The organism is Thermodesulfovibrionales bacterium (assembly GCA_035686305.1).
Classification (GTDB): Bacteria; Nitrospirota; Thermodesulfovibrionia; order Thermodesulfovibrionales; family UBA9159; genus DASRZP01.
On the sequence record DASRZP010000064.1, the window covers coordinates 1 to 16,343 of the forward strand.

Annotated in this window: 13 protein-coding genes and 1 pseudogene; 4 read left to right on the forward strand and 10 right to left on the reverse strand. The window is 52.2% G+C overall.

Translation table 11 applies throughout. From position 1 onward, the window contains the following. Window positions 1-111: 111 nt before the first annotated feature. The gene (locus tag VFG09_07920; protein ID HET6515071.1) at window positions 112-684 is read right to left on the reverse strand and encodes a DUF4276 family protein; all 573 of its coding nucleotides are present in this window, start codon (window positions 682-684) and stop codon (window positions 112-114) included. 21 nt (window positions 685-705) lie between these two features. Next, window positions 706-1,863, reverse strand: a complete 1,158-nt coding sequence (locus tag VFG09_07925) for an AAA family ATPase (GenBank protein HET6515072.1) — start codon at window positions 1,861-1,863, stop codon at window positions 706-708. Between the two features lie 313 nt (window positions 1,864-2,176). Between VFG09_07925 and VFG09_07930 the strand changes: the two genes are divergently transcribed. The 4 genes and pseudogenes from VFG09_07930 to VFG09_07945 all read left to right on the forward strand — a co-directional run bounded on the left by VFG09_07930 (window position 2,177) and on the right by VFG09_07945 (window position 6,294). Continuing rightward, window positions 2,177-3,007 (forward strand): fumarate hydratase, encoded by an 831-nt coding sequence (locus VFG09_07930; GenBank protein ID HET6515073.1) that lies wholly within the window; start codon window positions 2,177-2,179, stop codon window positions 3,005-3,007. 8 nt (window positions 3,008-3,015) lie between these two features. Continuing rightward, window positions 3,016-3,987: a complex I NDUFA9 subunit family protein gene (locus tag VFG09_07935; protein HET6515074.1), complete on the forward strand. Its 972-nt coding sequence runs from the start codon at window positions 3,016-3,018 to the stop codon at window positions 3,985-3,987. A 31-nt stretch (window positions 3,988-4,018) separates the two neighbouring features. After that, complete coding sequence (locus tag VFG09_07940; protein HET6515075.1) at window positions 4,019-4,435, forward strand: archease; 417 nt, start codon at window positions 4,019-4,021, stop codon at window positions 4,433-4,435. A 482-nt stretch (window positions 4,436-4,917) separates the two neighbouring features. Then, window positions 4,918-6,294 (forward strand): annotated as a pseudogene (locus tag VFG09_07945) (RtcB family protein). A gap of 18 nt (window positions 6,295-6,312) precedes the next feature. On the opposite strand, the gene VFG09_07950 reads toward VFG09_07945, so the two are convergent. From VFG09_07950 to VFG09_07985, 8 genes are all read right to left on the reverse strand, one after another. After that, window positions 6,313-7,215 carry an Ig-like domain-containing protein gene (locus VFG09_07950; GenBank protein HET6515076.1) on the reverse strand — a complete coding sequence of 301 codons (903 nt, stop codon included), beginning with the start codon at window positions 7,213-7,215 and terminating at the stop codon, window positions 6,313-6,315. A 23-nt stretch (window positions 7,216-7,238) separates the two neighbouring features. Then, a complete protein-coding gene (locus VFG09_07955; GenBank protein HET6515077.1) occupies window positions 7,239-7,952 on the reverse strand; it encodes a hypothetical protein in 714 nt (237 codons plus the stop codon). A 2-nt stretch (window positions 7,953-7,954) separates the two neighbouring features. After that, the gene (locus tag VFG09_07960) at window positions 7,955-9,169 is read right to left on the reverse strand and encodes a prepilin-type N-terminal cleavage/methylation domain-containing protein (GenBank protein ID HET6515078.1); all 1,215 of its coding nucleotides are present in this window, start codon (window positions 9,167-9,169) and stop codon (window positions 7,955-7,957) included. Continuing rightward, window positions 9,166-9,633, reverse strand: coding sequence for a prepilin-type N-terminal cleavage/methylation domain-containing protein (locus VFG09_07965; protein HET6515079.1), 468 nt, complete (start codon window positions 9,631-9,633; stop codon window positions 9,166-9,168). Before VFG09_07965 ends, VFG09_07960 begins: the two co-directional genes overlap by 4 nt. Next, window positions 9,623-10,117 carry a GspH/FimT family pseudopilin gene (locus tag VFG09_07970; GenBank protein HET6515080.1) on the reverse strand — a complete coding sequence of 165 codons (495 nt, stop codon included), beginning with the start codon at window positions 10,115-10,117 and terminating at the stop codon, window positions 9,623-9,625. The genes VFG09_07965 and VFG09_07970 overlap by 11 nt, the downstream gene beginning before the upstream one ends. Beyond that, window positions 10,114-14,931 (reverse strand): hypothetical protein, encoded by a 4,818-nt coding sequence (locus tag VFG09_07975; GenBank protein ID HET6515081.1) that lies wholly within the window; start codon window positions 14,929-14,931, stop codon window positions 10,114-10,116. The genes VFG09_07970 and VFG09_07975 overlap by 4 nt, the downstream gene beginning before the upstream one ends. An 8-nt stretch (window positions 14,932-14,939) precedes the next feature. After that, window positions 14,940-15,287 carry a hypothetical protein gene (locus VFG09_07980; protein HET6515082.1) on the reverse strand — a complete coding sequence of 116 codons (348 nt, stop codon included), beginning with the start codon at window positions 15,285-15,287 and terminating at the stop codon, window positions 14,940-14,942. Window positions 15,288-15,604: 317 nt separating this feature from the next. Beyond that, the gene (locus VFG09_07985; protein HET6515083.1) at window positions 15,605-16,132 is read right to left on the reverse strand and encodes a type II secretion system protein; all 528 of its coding nucleotides are present in this window, start codon (window positions 16,130-16,132) and stop codon (window positions 15,605-15,607) included. Window positions 16,133-16,343: the final 211 nt, after the last annotated feature.

Below are 16,343 nucleotides of genomic sequence, written 5' to 3' on the forward strand. Positions count from 1 at the left end.
CAAAATGCACGCAGTCAATAACGACAACTATTTCTAAAGGAATTTCCCGGTGCTTAGGTGGGTCTTACATCTTTGATGCAGAATTTATCATAGTTTTCAACGGGTTGTCGACTAAATCAGGAGAGATCTCCGAAACTCCTGAACAACGGCTTCACGAAACTCGCGAAACTTTGGGCAGCGATATTCTATCTTTGAAATATCCGATGCTCTCGCTATCTCCTTTGCCACTTTATCTGTATAGGGCACTTCAGCTTCAGAAAGCATTTGTGTAAGATGATTCTTAGGTCGAGCAATCGACCCAAGGTTTTCATTTACCTTGGATACGGTTCTTCCTGAGCGCGCTTGTGTTACTCTCGATATTGCTTCGTCATCAGCAAGAAGCCACGTTTCAAGGGCCTGGACTATAACTACAAACTTCACTTCGAAAGGATATGTCCGGCCCTCAATTTTGTTTTTCATCCTCTCTAAGAGTTCGGCAACGTTCTTGTTATCAGCATCTCGAATCACGAATACCTTATCGACGTGGCCCCCTTGGTTCGCAAACCGGAATAATTCAAGAAAGCTCGGAAACTTGTTCATCAAACGATCTGTCCCGCCGCTTGTACGGGAGATCATTCGAATATCGCTCGAAAGGCATTTCTTAATAAGCTCCGTAAGAGCCGCCTCATCATAAGTCCCTTCGATTAGTACTCCGTCATGTTGCCATCAATTGCCGCTAAGCGCGCCTGAATACCATAATTCTCCAAGGCCAAGTTCTTCACGCTCTAACAGTTCCTTTAGATGGCTTTTTGAAGAAGGTCGTGTGCATCTTGTGGCGCCATCGCTTTTCTCAACAACAATAAGATCATCAAGTTCCACCTTGTCAACCAGATACGGCGAATGAGTCGTCACGATGATTTGTGCTGCTTGCGACCCCAATTCCTTTTGTTTTTGGTTTAGAACCTCAACCAGGGTTTCCAATAATTTTGGATGCAGGTGATTTTCTAATTCTTCAATGCAAAACAAAGGTGCTCCTAACGCCGATGGCGAAAAAATCAAAGAAAGCCATGCCAAAAAGGCAATCTCTCCGTCAGACATATGTCCCAGGGTGATGGGTCTCTTGAAGTATTTTTCCATAGTAATCACAAAAGTCGTCGCAAACTGTGTGGGAGGTGTCAAAATTTCCTTCAGCGCGGGAAACACATCACAAGCAGTCTGCTTGACTAAACGGAATTCGTCCGGGTAATTCGTTTGAAGCGTCATAAACCAGCTTGAGAAATTTTCCCCATTTTCTGTTAGAAACTTTTGAGCCACAACTGCATTGGGCTGCTTCATCAGCGCAGGCAGCAAGCGATAGAAGCGCCATGTAGCGAGCTCGTTCTTAATTTCCATCCCTTCCCAACCCGGGACACTAAATTCTAGAGCAGATCGAGTAGGGTCTTCAGTGACGAATGCGATTGCTCCACTTGCATGCATAACTTTACCTTGGCCATGCCGTAAGTCCAGCAATGTCGACGTCTGTCCGTCCTTTTCAACAGATAAATGTTCCTTCTCGACTGAGATTAGACCGGTGGGAGAACCGTTAATCGCAATTTCATAGTCGTAGCTTTTTTCGGACTCCTTTTGATCGGCATCATGTTCAATAACCAGTCGAAATGAAATTGGCCCATTGTCTTCGCCTTTCCACACAACTTCCGAAAATCCGCCTCGATTCAAGAAGGCCGTATTTACACCAGAAATACACATTTGCGTTAGAAACCTGAAACAATCTAAGAGAGTGCTCTTGCCGGCCATATTAGGCCCAACAAGTATGTTGCGCCTCCTCATTTCCAGGTCTACATTTTTCAAACTTTTGTAATTCTTAACTTCTATCTTCCTTATCATCCTATCCCTCCTCTAAAGAGGTTTTCATAAGAACAAGAATATCAAAAACAAGTTGATTTTCCAATGGAATTATTATTTCCATGATTTTCAGCCTGCCTCAATCATCTCGATGGTCTTTTTTACGCGCTCGATATCCTTGTCAGTTGCCGAGTGGTGCATGACGATAAGCATGATTCAACTCCTTCTTCGTGCCGGCTGCTCAATAGACGTACAGTGTCCGGTTGGGCAGCACTGCTTATTCTACATAATGGGGAGAAGAATAGGCAAAGGCAGGACAGAGAGATCTGAATATTATGTGATATAATCTTCTAGGATGCTGAAACTTCGTGACGGAATCGTGGAACTCTACCGAAAGGCGGCTACCTCCATCCCCCCCGATGTTGAGGACGCGCTGAAAGCCGCCTTTGCCGCTGAAGAAGACCCCGACGTGAAGGAAGCCCTTTCCAAAATCCTCGGGGATATCCGTATTTCACGAAAGACGGAAGGTCCTGTCTGCCAGGATATCGGTGTACCCGTTTTCTATATGACAGCGCCCCACGGCTTGAGTCACACGGAACTCAGGAATACCGTGCGTGAGGCGACGGCCATAGCGACCGAGAATATTCCCCTGGTGCCCAATGCCATCGACGTACTGAGCGAAAAGAACTCCGGCAACAATACAGGGATCGGATTCCCCATCATCTATATTGAAGAGACCGCTGATGATACCCTGAAGATCGACCTCATGCTGAAAGATGCGGGCTGCGAGAATGTGGGTCATCTCTACAGACTGCCTGTAAAAGAACTGCAGGCCCATATGGATCTCGAAGGCGTTGGAAAATGCGTGATTGATGCATTGAGGAGGAACGAGGGAAAAGGGTGCCCACCCTATATCATCGGTGTAGGCGTCGGCGCCACCGATGACCAGGTCGCGGTCCTCGCCAAGAGACAGCTCTTCAGGAGGATGAGCGATTCCAGTGAATATGAGGCCGTAGCCGGTCTGGAGAAGAGGCTGGTCGATGAGATAAACGGTCTGGGGATCGGTATCGGCAGGACAACGGTGATGGGTGTGAAGGTTGGAATAAGCCACCGCCATACCGCTTCTTATTGTGTCTATGTCTTCGTCTCCTGCTGGTCTATCAGGCGCGCAAGGCTCATCTGGTGACCATGGGAATGCGTAAAAAGGGTTCCTCAGTAAGTCGCAAACAATCAGAGGGTCTCAAGAAGATGATCTTTATCGCCGGCGGCACAGGGTTTATCGGTAAGCATCTCATCAGGGCGCTGAAGGAGAAGGGATATGCATCACGGTGTCTCGCGAGGAAACGGGAGAGGGCAGCCCTCTGTGAAGAGACGGGGTTTGAAGTCGCTGTCGGTGATATAACGGACAGGGAGAGTCTCAGAAGGCGTCTCGACGGTGCTGAGATGGTTGTACACCTTGTCGGCATCATTGAAGAGAGAAATGGCGTGACCTTCGAGAAGGTCCATGTTGAGGGAACTGCGAATCTCGTGGATGAGGCCAAGGCTGCCGGCGTGAAACATTTCTTCTATCAGTCTGCCCTGGGGGCATCACCCGAATCTCCGGCGAAATACCACCGGACAAAGGCTGAGGCTGAGGAGATTGTCAAGGGAAGCGGGCTGCCTTTCACCATCTTCAGACCGTCCCTCGTTATCGGCGAGAAGGATGGTTTCACTGAAAAGTTGAAGGACCTCGTAAGACTGGCGCCTGTTGTGGCAATCCCCGGGAGCGGAAATGCCAGGTTCCAGCCTATAGACGTGGATGACCTGGTAAAGTGTCTCCTGGCTATAATCGACAATAAGGATGCCTTTGGCAGGACGTACGAACTCGGAGGCCCTGACCACCTGACATACAATGAGCTTGTGGCCCAGCTGATGGATGTGATGGGAGTAAAGAAACCCTTGGTGCACCTGCCAATCGTTTTGGCAAAGGCAGGCATCCCTTTTGTTGGACTTGCGCAGAGCATAGGGAAATTCTTTGGGAAAGAGGTGCCGACGGTAACGGCTGAACAGCTCTCACTCCTGGAACAAGATAACATCTGCGCCCCTGACGCCGTGGAAAAGTCTTTCAAGTTCAGACCAATCCCCTATAAAGACGCCCTCAGGAAGTTCATACTCTCCTCACGTTGACTGTCGCCTTCTTCCGTGCTACCCTTTAGACATGGAGGCCTTTGAGACTCTCGATATCTCCGGTGATGCGGGAATAAAGGCATATGGGAAAAACATCGAGGAGGCCTTTGTCAACTCGGCAGTCGGAATGTACAGTCTCATTACAAACCTCGAAGGCATCGAAGAGGCAAAGCGTATCACCGTTTCCTGCGATAGCCATTCGCTCGAAGGGCTCCTCGTATCGTGGTTGAACGAGCTGATCTTTTCCCTTGATGCCTATGGGTTCATCGGGAAGAAGATATCGGTCAAGAGCCTGAATAATAATAGGATTGAGGCAGAAGTATCAGGCGAGGACTTTGATCCCGTAAGGCATGAGAGGAAATTGCTCATAAAGGCTGCGACCTATCACAGGTTGAGGGTCGAAAGGATTGATGATCACTGGGAGGTTGACGTTATTTTCGATATATAAACCCTGACGTTGCAAACGATGGCAAGGCAGGCATGGATCGAAGCCCTGTACATGCGATGAGATTCCGGTAACGAGGTACTTCGATGACTTCATCGTAAGTGACCTCCCGCATTGAGCATACAGCGGCGCAGTCGGCAACCATCAAAGGTATCGGGATACAAGGCTTCTCACCATACCTGCCTTCCCGAACAAGATAGTTTTATGCAACTGGAAGGTAAACTTGAGAACTATTACTCCTGCAGCCAAATACTTTGGAGGCTGTCATTCCCGCAAGCGGAGCGCGTCGGGAATCCTTCTGAGAAACCAGAAAAGATTCCGGACAAGCCGGAATGACAAACAGCAATACGTTTCATGTGTTTGACTGCCGAAGGAATGGGAACAAAAACAGGCAAAGGCTGAGAGGAGGTGATTCTATGAGTCTCGATAAACTGCGGAGGATTGATGGTACAAAGGTTGAAGTACCTGTCGATTACAAGGCCGGCATGAAGGTTAGAGGAATCATTTATGTGGACGAGGTCCTCGAGAAGGCCCTGGAGAGCCAGTGCATTGATCAGGTTGCGAATGTGGCGATGCTCCCGGGTATCGTCGGCGCCTCTCTTGCGATGCCCGATATTCACACGGGGTATGGGTTCAGCATCGGCGGGGTGGCTGCTTTTGATGTGAAGGACGGGATAATCTCGCCGGGCGGCGTGGGCTATGACATCAATTGAGGAGTCAGGCTCCTCAGGAGCAACCTCAGAAAAGACGAGGTTGTTTCGAGGCTCAAGGATCTCGTGGGGGTCCTCTCTAGCGAAGTGCCTTCGGGCGTCGGTTCGAAGGGAAAGATCCGTCTCACATCAGAAAGTCACAGACATCTCCTCATAAAGGGCGCCCGCTGGGCTGTCGAGCAGGGACTCGGTGAGCCGGCCGATCTGGAGAAGACCGAATCCGGAGGCTGCATTGACGGTGCAGATCCTGATCTCATAAGTCAGAAGGCCTATGAAAGGGGAAGGGCGCAGCAGGGGACCCTCGGCTCGGGCAACCATTTTATCGAAGTGCAGTATGTTGACGAAATCTATGATCAGGGGGTTGCGAACGCCTTGGGGCTCTTCAGCGGACAGGCCACGGTGATGATCCATACCGGTTCCCGGGGCTTCGGTCATCAGGTCTGCACAGATTTCCTTGAGGTCATGGAGAGGGCGGTGAGCAAATATCACATCGAGCTTCCTGACAGGGAACTCGCCTGTGCGCCTTTCGCAAGCTCCGAGGCAAAGGATTATCTTGCCGCGATGAGGGCTGCGGCAAATTATGCCTGGGCAAACAGACAGTGTATTATGCACTGGGCGCGTGAGGCCTTTATGAAGGTCTTTCAGTCAACTCCGGGGCAACTCGGTATGAGTCTCATCTATGATGTGGCCCATAATATTGCGAAGGTTGAGGACCATATCGTTGATGGGAAGAAGAGAAAGCTCGTTGTCCACAGGAAGGGCGCGACGAGGGCCTTTGCACCGGGGCATCCTGATCTGCCGCAGGCCTACCGGCCTTTTGGCCAGCCTGTGCTGATACCCGGAGATATGGGAAGGGCATCATTTGTGTTGATCGGGACGGAAAAGGCGATGGAGGAGACCTTTGGTTCGACATGCCACGGTGCGGGTCGAGTCATGTCGCGCCACCAGGCGATACGTCAGGCAAAGGGGCGTTCTATTTGGAGGGAGATGGAGGATAAGGGGATAATCGTGAGGTCGGCAGGCCGTGAGACGCTTGCCGAGGAGATGTCAGAGGCTTACAAGGACATAGCAAACGTAGTCGACGTTGTTCACCATGCTGGAATATCAAGGAAGGTCGCCAGGCTCAGGCCCTTGGGAGTAGTGAAAGGGTGAAGCGACTATAGGTTCCGATCACTTATCCCGCGAGATGATTGCGGTAAAGATGTGTGTGATATCTCCGCCATGACCGTCAGAGACGATAACAGAAGCGGGCGCTGCGCCGACGAATTCCTTCGGCACCTCCCATCGTACAATTCCCCGCGATCCGTCAACGGTCATCCCTGGAGGCCCCGACTTGAGGGAATACGTCAGGGCATCTCCATCAGGGTCGGCAGCCTTGATCTGATAGATGTAGACCTTCCCATCGAAGCTGACCTTCTTATCATCCATGACTACCGGAGGCATGTTCGCGATCTCTCTGTTTAACACGACAGTATTGCCGTACTCCTCTCCATCGAAGGCGGTTATCCTGACGGATATCTTATCACCTCTCTTGAGTGGACCGATTATCCGTTTGCCGTTTCCGGCAGGCTCTCCATTCTTTGTCCATTCATATTGGAGGGTAATATTATCGCCGTCCGCATCCCGCACCGCTGTTTCGACACTCAGAGAACCGCCCTGACCGGACTCAGGGACGATCTTTGCGTCGGTAATCTGCGGTGGTGCGTTTCTTATCTGCACGATGTCGGACAGGACTTCTCTTCCCCCTATCATCGCCCTGACCTGGACCTTATCGCCTTTTCTGACGCCTGATGGTTTGAACTGATTCGGTATCGGGCTGGCTACGGTTTTACCATTCACCAGCCACTCGATCTTTGCGGCAGCTAGATCGAAGCCTTGCGGGCTGAGGACAATCGTCGAATCTGTTGTGGCTTTTTCCGGAGAAATTCTTATGCCATAGAGTGCAGAACTCTCGTTAACTGACTGTGAGGCTCCTTGTACCGCCTCTTTTACCGACTCGGAATCTTTCTGTCGGCCCATCTCCCCGCTCTTTTCCGAGGAGCAGGAGAGGGAGAGGAGAAGCAAGAATGTCATGAGAGAGGCGAGTCCCCGCATGATCAGTATTGATAGAGGACCGACAACTTCGCCCTTTCAGCCGGATTGGCGAGGTTCTCAGCATCGATTTCTATGGTGTAGAGAAAGTGCATACCAACTCCTCCTGTCCCTCCAGAACTCGTGGTTCCTTGGTTTCTCAGACCTGAGTCAGAGCCGATAGGACTGCCTTCGACGGTGTCCACGATCTTTGCATAAACCCTGTATGTCGGATTGTTTGCCCCCAAGAAGGGGTTGGTCCCGACAAAATCGAACTGAAGGTCATAGGTACCCGTACTGCCCGGTGTTATCGTCACAGAGGTGTCACAACCGCTGCTCCAATTTTGTGTGCCGTCAGCCTTTTTCGTGCCCGTCTTCAGCTTTGCGGCCAATCCAGTATACGGGACACTGCCGTTTCCAGGAGAGGACGTGCTCGTGCATGAACCAGGGGTTGTAATGACCGGGCTGAGACCTGCCAGCGACGGGTCAGAAAGAAAGGTACTTATTGATGAATTTACGGTCGTATTATCACCGCCCGCTGCAGCTCCGATCACCTGATAGATCGTGTCGGTACCACCTTTGCCCGCTTCGAGTGCTGTATAGTATCTCTTTTGCATCCCTGAAAACTGTGTCTTTGCCGTCACCATGTATATCAGTGCCGCCATAATGCCGAGACAGACCGCAGAAAGCACCAAGACCGTTGCCAGTGCGATCCCTCTCTCGTTCTTCAAAAACTTCATGCTCACCTCAGATTTGTCGGTCTCACGATCAGGGTATATGGCTTCCACCGGTAGTTCTGGTAGTTCGTTATCGTCGTCATGTCGATATTTACCGGAAGCATCCCGGTTTCACCAAGGGTTACGGTGCTGTTCGGGTACGTATAATTTGGGTCTTTCTGTCCTTCCTGCGCCAATATGTAGACCCTGACCTCTTTCAACCATGCCCGTATATCAGCTGCGGTCAAGCCGGAAATATCGTCCGTATAGGTGTAGGCTCCGTTACCGTAAAGGTCGAGTGTGAAAATTACGCGCATGGCGACAACGCAGTCAAGAATGGGGAGTTCGTTCACAATCGTCCCGTTGCTCTGACTGAACGTCCCTTTGTAAAGGACACCTGTGCCGGCGGCACACTGTTTCGGGAGGTTGGCTGCCGGTACCCTGACATAGAAATCGGCCCGGTTAAAGGGCATTCTGAGGGATGCCACACCCGTACCAGGGTCGACACCATAGACAATAAATACAATCAGCGTGTTGGAGGCTGAAATTTCAGGGTAATTCATCACGAGGTCTGCTGCCGCGCCTACCGCCGGGGAAGGGCCGGGCGCGAAGGACGCAGTGTTTGCGTATGTCGTCGACCAATTCGACGCGCCGTTATGGACGAGGAGATGGGTTGTTCCGCCGGTATAGATGATGGTCACGAGATCGGGGTTCGAAAAGGAATCTCCGGACAGACCGTTTTTTTTCAGGTTCCCCAAAGCCAGCTGGGTCCACTTCTGCGACGCGCTGTTCTGGGCCACAACTACGGATTTAACCGAAAGAACATCGGAGTAACCGTTCATTGAGACCTGTTTCATACTCCTGAAGGCAGCCGGGGGGTTGGATGCGCCGGCGATGTCTTGCGGGTTTGACGAGGGCGGAGGGGGAACCCGCCCGGGATTGCCGGAAGGGCCGTCATTCATGGTGGTATCGGCCCATGGGGTATTCCCGTCGTCAACCGCTTCCCTGTAGATCGATCCTCCGAGGTTCCAGGGCAGCCCATATCCCGCACCCTCGATGTCCTGCCTCATGATCTCGAGGCCGACGATCCCTTCTATTGAGGTCTCGGCGATCTTGGTCTGCTGCTTGAACTGGCTCAAGAGAGCGGTGAAGACTGTTGAAGCGGCTGCCAGGGAAAAGGCGAGTACAGCCATGGTAATCATGAGCTCTACCAAGGTAAACCCATCTTCGCGTTTCATCATAGTTCTCTCATAATGATCGTTGATATGCTGTGGCTGTAATCCTGACCCCGCCACTGCCATCCCGCCGTGACAGTGACTCTCGCGCTCGTCGGATTGATGGCGCTCGGGATGGGCGTTACTGTCATATTCGTGCAGAAGCTGAAGTTCGAGATGCTCCTCACATTTCTTTGCACAGCCACGCCTGTCGGAAAGGAAGCACGAAAGGCCGACGAGGGACAATTTGCTGCAGAGAGTGACGAGACATCCGAAGCTCCTGTCAGCATGTCATTGCTCGCGTGGAAAGGCAAACTCCTTGCGTCGTTCATCCTCTGCTCAGCTACCTTCACCCCTTCGTCCCTCAGGGCGCTGATCATGTTGGAGTCGATGCTCAACAATGCAGTCTGCATCAGGGCGAGGGAGACGAAGAGAAAGACCACAAGGGCGATCATCACTTCGATAAGCGTCAGTCCCTTTTCAGTTCGCATTGCATGAGCCTCCAGACCATTTCCCGATCTTGATGCGCGTCTGCTCCAGCAACAAGCAGTCATAATCGGGAGAGGCGTTCGTGCCGTCATTGACCTGAATTGTGGTTCCGGCGGGGCTGAGAGAGACGAGCCCTTTCGTGTCCGTGATGACGGTCCCTGTAGAGGTGAGCGAATCAGTCAGCTTTACGGCGCTGGCAAAGGCCTTCCACGACGTATCGGTACCAGCGTCATAGAGGCAGTTTCCATTCTTGTCCTGAAAGAGCTGGTAGGTGGTGGCAGTGAAGACGAGAAACTGGCAGGTGTTCTGCTGCATCGCCTGTAACCTCGCGTTCGTGAGATCGGTGTACATCTGTTTTACTTCGCTCTCTATCCTGTAACTCTTCATCCAGCCCGTGAACTGAAAGCCCAAGGCTGTCGCGAGTATGGCAACTATGCTTACCACGACGATCAGCTCCACAAGGGTCACTCCCCGGCAGTCTTTCATCTCTCTCTCACGTGTATCGCCTTTTTTACGGGTTGAGGCAATTCGATTGTAGACGGCGGACGTTCAGAAGAGTAGCCTTCCACCGAGCCGGATTTTCTCCCCCCCGCAAGGGTGAAGGCGTTCGAGAGGTTCATCGACGTAATAGCTCCCGTTGACGTCTGGAGCAATGCCGTGCCCTTGAGCAGGCTGCCAGGGGCGCCTCCGGTATTGTATCTTGTGGCCCAGACGAAGCTCTTGCCCCCGATCGAACATTCATCGCTGTAAGGTTTGTAAGAGGTGAAGATCACATTTCCGGTCGTTGATGTGACGGTATCGGTGACAACCCTTTCAGCCCGGAAATTCGCTGCCGGATCAGGAGAGTACGTATATGAGCCGGTGCCGTCGAGCTTGATGTACCAGCCCTTAAAGCCCGAACTGTTTGCAACCGTTTCTGTAGGCACGTTCCCGATCGAGCTGACATCGGTCAGGCTCGAGAGGCCCACCGTGGAGGTGCAGCTATTGGTAAGGCCCGTTACATCGGATGTGGTGTTGAAACAGGGGTCCTTCATGCCGATGAGATATCTCTGGCTATCCTGGTCGTCAATGGTGGTGCTCTGTTCATAGAAGTACCTGCCTGTGCCGAAGTATAACCAGAGGATCCCTTTTCTTGTGTCGTATATGTTCGCGACGGCTGAAGTCACGGGTCCGATGCCGTCCATGACGGTTCTCCATGTCCAGTGTGCAGGGTTAGGATCGTGTTTTGTAACAATTGTTCCTATCCCGCCGTCTGTCCATGTCGAGCCTGACTTCTTCACATACCCTGCATATACCGCATCATCCTGGTAGTCATAATCCGTGTCGACTGAGGCGTTATAGAGGGAGCCCGAAAAGGCGGTCGGAATGCCGGGATCGATAGTCGCAGCAAGGGCGCCGGTCTTCAGATCAACGACGAAGAACTTCAGGGGCTGGTCCGAGCGGCCAAGGAATTGGAAGTTTGTGGTATCCATTGGGCCCGTAGGACCTGAGCCGAAGACGGCAAACCACTTGCCGTTGGTAGCCTTGTCCCCGACTCTTACGATCGCAGGGCCTGTCGTAGCAAAACCGAGATTGTCACTCGAATACTCCCAGAGGAGACTCGGGTTGCTCTGGTCGGTGACATCGAGGGCAAAGTAGGATGAATAGCCGAGGCCCTTTGTTGAGTCCGAAGGGTCGGTGATCGGTGTATTCACGCAGTTGGGGACACAGGTCTCGCCGCTGGGGCAGTTGGAATTTGTCGTGCAGGATGTCCCCGTCGTTACGGAGCATTGTCCTGAATTGCATGCGGTGCCGGTTTTCCTGCATGCCCCGCCCCACCTCATCCCGCCGATGAGGATCGTCCTCCAGTCGCAAGTGCCGGGTGTTGAGCAGTCGCGGTTGCCGGTGGTTTTGAGACTCGCCGATACATCCCCTGATCCTGGAGCGCCGATACTCGCGTCGAGGATAACAGGGGTGAGGTCGACAGAATAAGAATGGCAGTAATTAGGATCGGCGGTATACGGGAGATAGGGGAGAGCGTTCTTCGGAATAAATGCCCACTGTTCATAGCCGATGGGCGTGCTCGTGTCGGGGTTCACGAGTTTGGCCTTCTGGTACACGCCTTGTCCTGACCAGCTCAGGACGAGCTGGCCGAGCTTGAAGGCATGGAGCAAGCCGTCGTTCGCGCCGGTAAAGACCAGCCCCCGGTTTGTGTAAGTGGAGGAGCTGGTGAAGTTCTTATAGGACGTATCGTTGTACCTTGTGTCGTAGGAGTTCAGCGAGAGCCAGGAGGAGATCTTCGGTGTCGAATTGATGATGTCGCCTAATTTCCAAATGTTGGTTGTCTTGCCGACCGTGACGGTCCGCATCCGGTAATCGGGCTCACCGTCTGCGTTTCTGTCGACAATCTGGAGCGGAGGACTTGGATTGTAATCGAAGCTGAATCCATCCGAGGTAGTTCTGTACCCGTGGACAAAGCGTATGATGTCTTTGGCTGTCTGAATACCAGCAGCGTCCGTGGTCATCTGGAGGTAGGGTGCGAGTGAAGAGCTGTTGTCTGTGGGGCTCTCCGTGAAGGTCATGAGGTTCTTGCTCGAGATGCACGAACCGCCGCTCAGGCAAGGAGTATAGATCGTCCTCGGACTCGCTACGGGGTCTCTTCTCCATAACACGCTCCCCGCTTTCCAGATGCTTGACAGGTTCTCCAGGGTGACCGTTGATTTGGCGACGAGGGAAGATCCGTCGCCGTTCACATCCTGGAAGCGTTTTGCCATCGCCTGTTGCGCGGTGGTGTCGAAGTAGAGCTGGACGACGTAATCGTTGACCAGGTCTTGTATCCTGTCAGGTGTTTCGACGAGCGTATCTTCCCTTATGCTGTTCGTGTTGAAGAAGGGGTCGATATAGTACCAGAGGTTCTGGTTCTCACCTGTCCAGGAGATCACATCGTTTCCGAACTTCCGCCGTGGATAAAAGACCGCCTGAATGAGGTTAGCCCCGCTGCCCTGGCCAGAGGCCAGAACTGACGCCGCAGTGCCGGACGAAGCCCTTGAGAGCATGGTCGAAAGGGCCATCTGCAGCGAAGCCTCCAGGGAGTAGCCGTCAGCAGCCTCGTAATAATTGTCGGGGATGCTGTAACCGTTCTCATCGACCTTCCCCAAAGAATTCCACTTGGCCTGTTGATCGGGCTTTCCCGATCCGTCGAAGTCGTTGAAGCCTCCGTTTATCGCAGCAAACCTCAGGAGCATCGAACCTTTGCCGAAGGCATAGACCGTATAGAGGGTCAGGTTCTGCGTTTTGCTGATGTCGCTCCTCAGGTCATTCGTGTGCATGTAGAGGGCAACGTCTTCAAGGCCGGCAACACTGCCGGAGCTGCAGCCTGAGATCGCAGCCGCAGGAAAGGAATAGGTATCGGGAGAAGAGCCGGCAAGGGCGGGACAGCTGGAGTTTTGGCAATTGAATATCGACCTGCCTGCAGCGTAATCTTTCAGGGTTGAAGGGAGACTTCCGTCCTGGCAGGGTTCTCCGTCAGTAATGAGGAGAACGTAGCTTTTTGAACAGGACGGCCATCTCGGTGAAGTGCTCGTTCCGTAATTCAGAGGGTCGGCGGCATTGCCGATGGTGAAATCGGAGCTGTTCCATCTCGGCCCCGGCCCGCTTAACATCGACGACTGCTGGGCGAAATATCCCACGACGGTCCACAATGACTCAGCAAGGGGGGTATTGGCGCTCGGCGGCTGAGTATTAATGTTTGAGATTACGGAACTCATGCTCGTTCCCGAAACATTAACGGGAACGTTGCCCCCGTCGATGAGGTTATAGACTGCGAGCCCTATCCTTGCCTTGGCGCCGACGACATTCTGTATGACCCCTGCGATAGGAGAAGAGGTGGAATTACGGGCCCTGACATCGACATTGAAAGACCCCCTGCTCGTCCATGATGTAGCGGCGCCGGTATATGCTGTGAAGGAGGAGGGGTCAGACCCGCCTGTGGCGAAGGTGAAACTCGCGTTGGTATTTGCCGTGCAACTCCAGCTGGAACAGTCCATGTACTGTTCCGCATTCTGAACTGCCTTGTATATTCCCCGGCTGCTGCCATCGGGCTTTACCCCGCGGAGCCTTCCATATCCCGCGCTTTCACTGCCTGCGCATGACCCCCCTGTAACAGTGCAGTCGTTTCCGCCTGTCAATGCCTTTCGGATGATGTCTCTTCTCCTCATCGTCAGCCAGTTGAGGAAGTTGCCGTCCCATTCTGTTGACGCCTTCGCGCCCGCGCTTTTCAGACGGCTCGTCAGGAATCTGCTCGATGAGTAGGTGTACCAGTAGCTTCCATTAAAGTAGCCGTAGTATGTCTGGGTTGGATCGAAGCTGTGTTCGGGATAGGGCGTCTGATAGTTGTAGCAGGTATAATCGTAGATAGGATCATTCGCTGCGATCGTCACGGCAGGCGTGACCTGGAGCGAGTCCGGCGTCGTCGAGGTATTTTTTGCGGTGATCGTAGTCGTATACGGTGTTCCTCCGTGCACAACGACGATAACCTCGCCCACGGAGAAATCGGAAACGTCGGAGAAGGCGATATTTCCGCCCGACGTGCTGTAGTCATAGCAGGAATCCTTTACCGTCACGCCGGAATTATAGGTGAGCGAGGAAGTTACGATAAGGCACTTACCAGAGGTGCAATTGCTGCTGCAACTTGTACTGACGCCGTTTGAAGATGCAATAGTCCTTGCAGTTGTTCCGATAAGAATGCTCTCTCCATTTGTAAAACCGGTGACATCGTTTACGCAAACGTAGGTTGTGGAACTGCTCTTTGTTTGTGATGTCGTCGTAGAGGGGTAGCTCCCGGGATTGTTGCATGTGGCAGTCGTCGATGTTGGACACGCGGAGGATGGCTGGTCAAAGTAATAGCCGTTGGTGTCTGAGCAGCCTTTGTCCATAACCGTGTCACCCGGCGAAAAGGCCGCCACATTTGCGCCAACGGTAAGGATATTGTTGGTGCTGTCAATAGACGTGATCCATACCTGTGTAGCGGCACCGGAGTGTATCAACTCTATTGCCTGGCCTGCCTTGAAGCCGGAGACCGATTTAACGGGTATCGCATTGGTATTTGTCCCCGATGTCGCCACGTAAGTGCTTATGCAGGCGTTGGCCAGGTTCCACATGCTTCCCGAATTGTCGACGAGGAACATGATATTGGCAGGAACGTCCTGAATCACATAGGGAGGGACGAGGCAGTAACCGGACATGTCAGCATAGGAGTCTTCAGAAGATAAGCAGCAAAAAAGCATGAACATGAGAAGGGCGAAGGGCAATATTCTCTTCATGGTCATCCTCATTTTACGACACTCTTTTCATTGTTGTTGATTCGGACCTTTGTCACTGTTCCCTCTTCAAGAACAATCACGACATGGGAGCCTTTTCGTATGGAACTCGATGTGGCTTTCCCTCCATCGGTCGTCACAATCTTGGCCTGAGAGATATCATAATAGACTCCCTCAACCTCAATATGGCCTGTCGTAACTTCCTGCACCACACCCGCGACGACCTTAGGAGGTGTCTTCACTATGCCTGCGTAGTCGGATGAGGGGAATGCAAAAAGAGAGGCTACCAAGACCGATAACAACATACCCCATCTCCGAGAGAGACATGACGCATCGACGACTTTCTTCTTCCATTCCATCCTAATCCTCCAATCGGCCTTTCTCCCCATGGCGGAGAGAAAGCAAAGTCAAAGCTAGACCATGTCTTGAAAATCCACAGGAAAAAAGAAGCAATTTCGATACCCGGACTCATAAGGTTAAGAAACCTGTACTATCAAGGTATTACAGAAATCAGCCGGCAAGAATTATGTAAGGGACTCCATATTTTGGGTAATTCGTTACATAAAGCGGCTGGAGTGCAAAAGGGCGGAGAGCTGAGCATAACATTCGCGTATCTGACCTGTTAACTGTCGCTTTTCCTTTTCATCCAGATATAGACCCAATGAGCACCTCACTCTTACCGGGACTCACAGTTTTCGCTTATGCATCTCCCCCCTTCCGCAGGCTGTTTCAGGATCTTTCCTATATTTATCCTCGTGGCCGAGATCTCGATGCAGTCGTAATCGGGGTCCTTGCTCGAGAACATACAGATCGTCTTCTTGTCGTTCGAAAAACCTCTTGCCGTAAGGGTGATCCTCGTGTCTGCAGCACCGCTCCAGGCTATGGGATAGTGCGCATCGAACTCCTGCAGGAGAATTTGCCTGTCAGCCGACGTTTCGAGGATATTATTGCCTTCGGAGGCCGGATTGGTATCATCGAAGACCGCATAATGCGTAGGTGAAAGGGTGACGAAATGGACCCTGTTTACCTGCATTGCCTGTACACGGGCCTTCATAAGATTTGCGTACATCTCCTTTATCTGGCTCTCGATTCTGTACGTGCTCGCCCATCCCTCAAAAAAGAACCCGATGGCAGCGGATAGTATCCCTATCACCGACATGGCGACAAGGATCTCGATGAGTGTTAGCCCTTTGTTCGTCTCCATGGATATTCCTCCTTCCAGTTCTTCTGTCGGCGTCTGGTGCGCCTGCAGTATGGCCGCCGGGCCTCATAGTTCAAGGGTTGTGCCAGTCTCTTGTATTGATGATAAAACGCATTTCACCAGGACACCTCTCCGTAGTGGGGCAAAAAAATTATGACAAAGCGAAGGGTTATAGAAGACGGTACCTGACGGCACGCGGTGGCCTTCCCTTTTA

Coding starts and splice junctions, on each gene's coding strand:
- VFG09_07925 (HET6515072.1), bottom strand. CDS start 1,863: ATGATAAGGAAGATAGAAGTTAAGAATTACAAAAGTTTGAAAAATGTA.
- VFG09_07930 (HET6515073.1), top strand. CDS start 2,177: ATGCTGAAACTTCGTGACGGAATCGTGGAACTCTACCGAAAGGCGGCT.
- VFG09_07935 (HET6515074.1), top strand. CDS start 3,016: ATGCGTAAAAAGGGTTCCTCAGTAAGTCGCAAACAATCAGAGGGTCTC.
- VFG09_07940 (HET6515075.1), top strand. CDS start 4,019: ATGGAGGCCTTTGAGACTCTCGATATCTCCGGTGATGCGGGAATAAAG.
- VFG09_07950 (HET6515076.1), bottom strand. CDS start 7,215: ATGACATTCTTGCTTCTCCTCTCCCTCTCCTGCTCCTCGGAAAAGAGC.
- VFG09_07955 (HET6515077.1), bottom strand. CDS start 7,952: ATGAAGTTTTTGAAGAACGAGAGAGGGATCGCACTGGCAACGGTCTTG.
- VFG09_07960 (HET6515078.1), bottom strand. CDS start 9,169: ATGATGAAACGCGAAGATGGGTTTACCTTGGTAGAGCTCATGATTACC.
- VFG09_07965 (HET6515079.1), bottom strand. CDS start 9,633: ATGCGAACTGAAAAGGGACTGACGCTTATCGAAGTGATGATCGCCCTT.
- VFG09_07970 (HET6515080.1), bottom strand. CDS start 10,117: ATGAAAGACTGCCGGGGAGTGACCCTTGTGGAGCTGATCGTCGTGGTA.
- VFG09_07975 (HET6515081.1), bottom strand. CDS start 14,931: ATGAAGAGAATATTGCCCTTCGCCCTTCTCATGTTCATGCTTTTTTGC.
- VFG09_07980 (HET6515082.1), bottom strand. CDS start 15,287: ATGGAATGGAAGAAGAAAGTCGTCGATGCGTCATGTCTCTCTCGGAGA.
- VFG09_07985 (HET6515083.1), bottom strand. CDS start 16,132: ATGGAGACGAACAAAGGGCTAACACTCATCGAGATCCTTGTCGCCATG.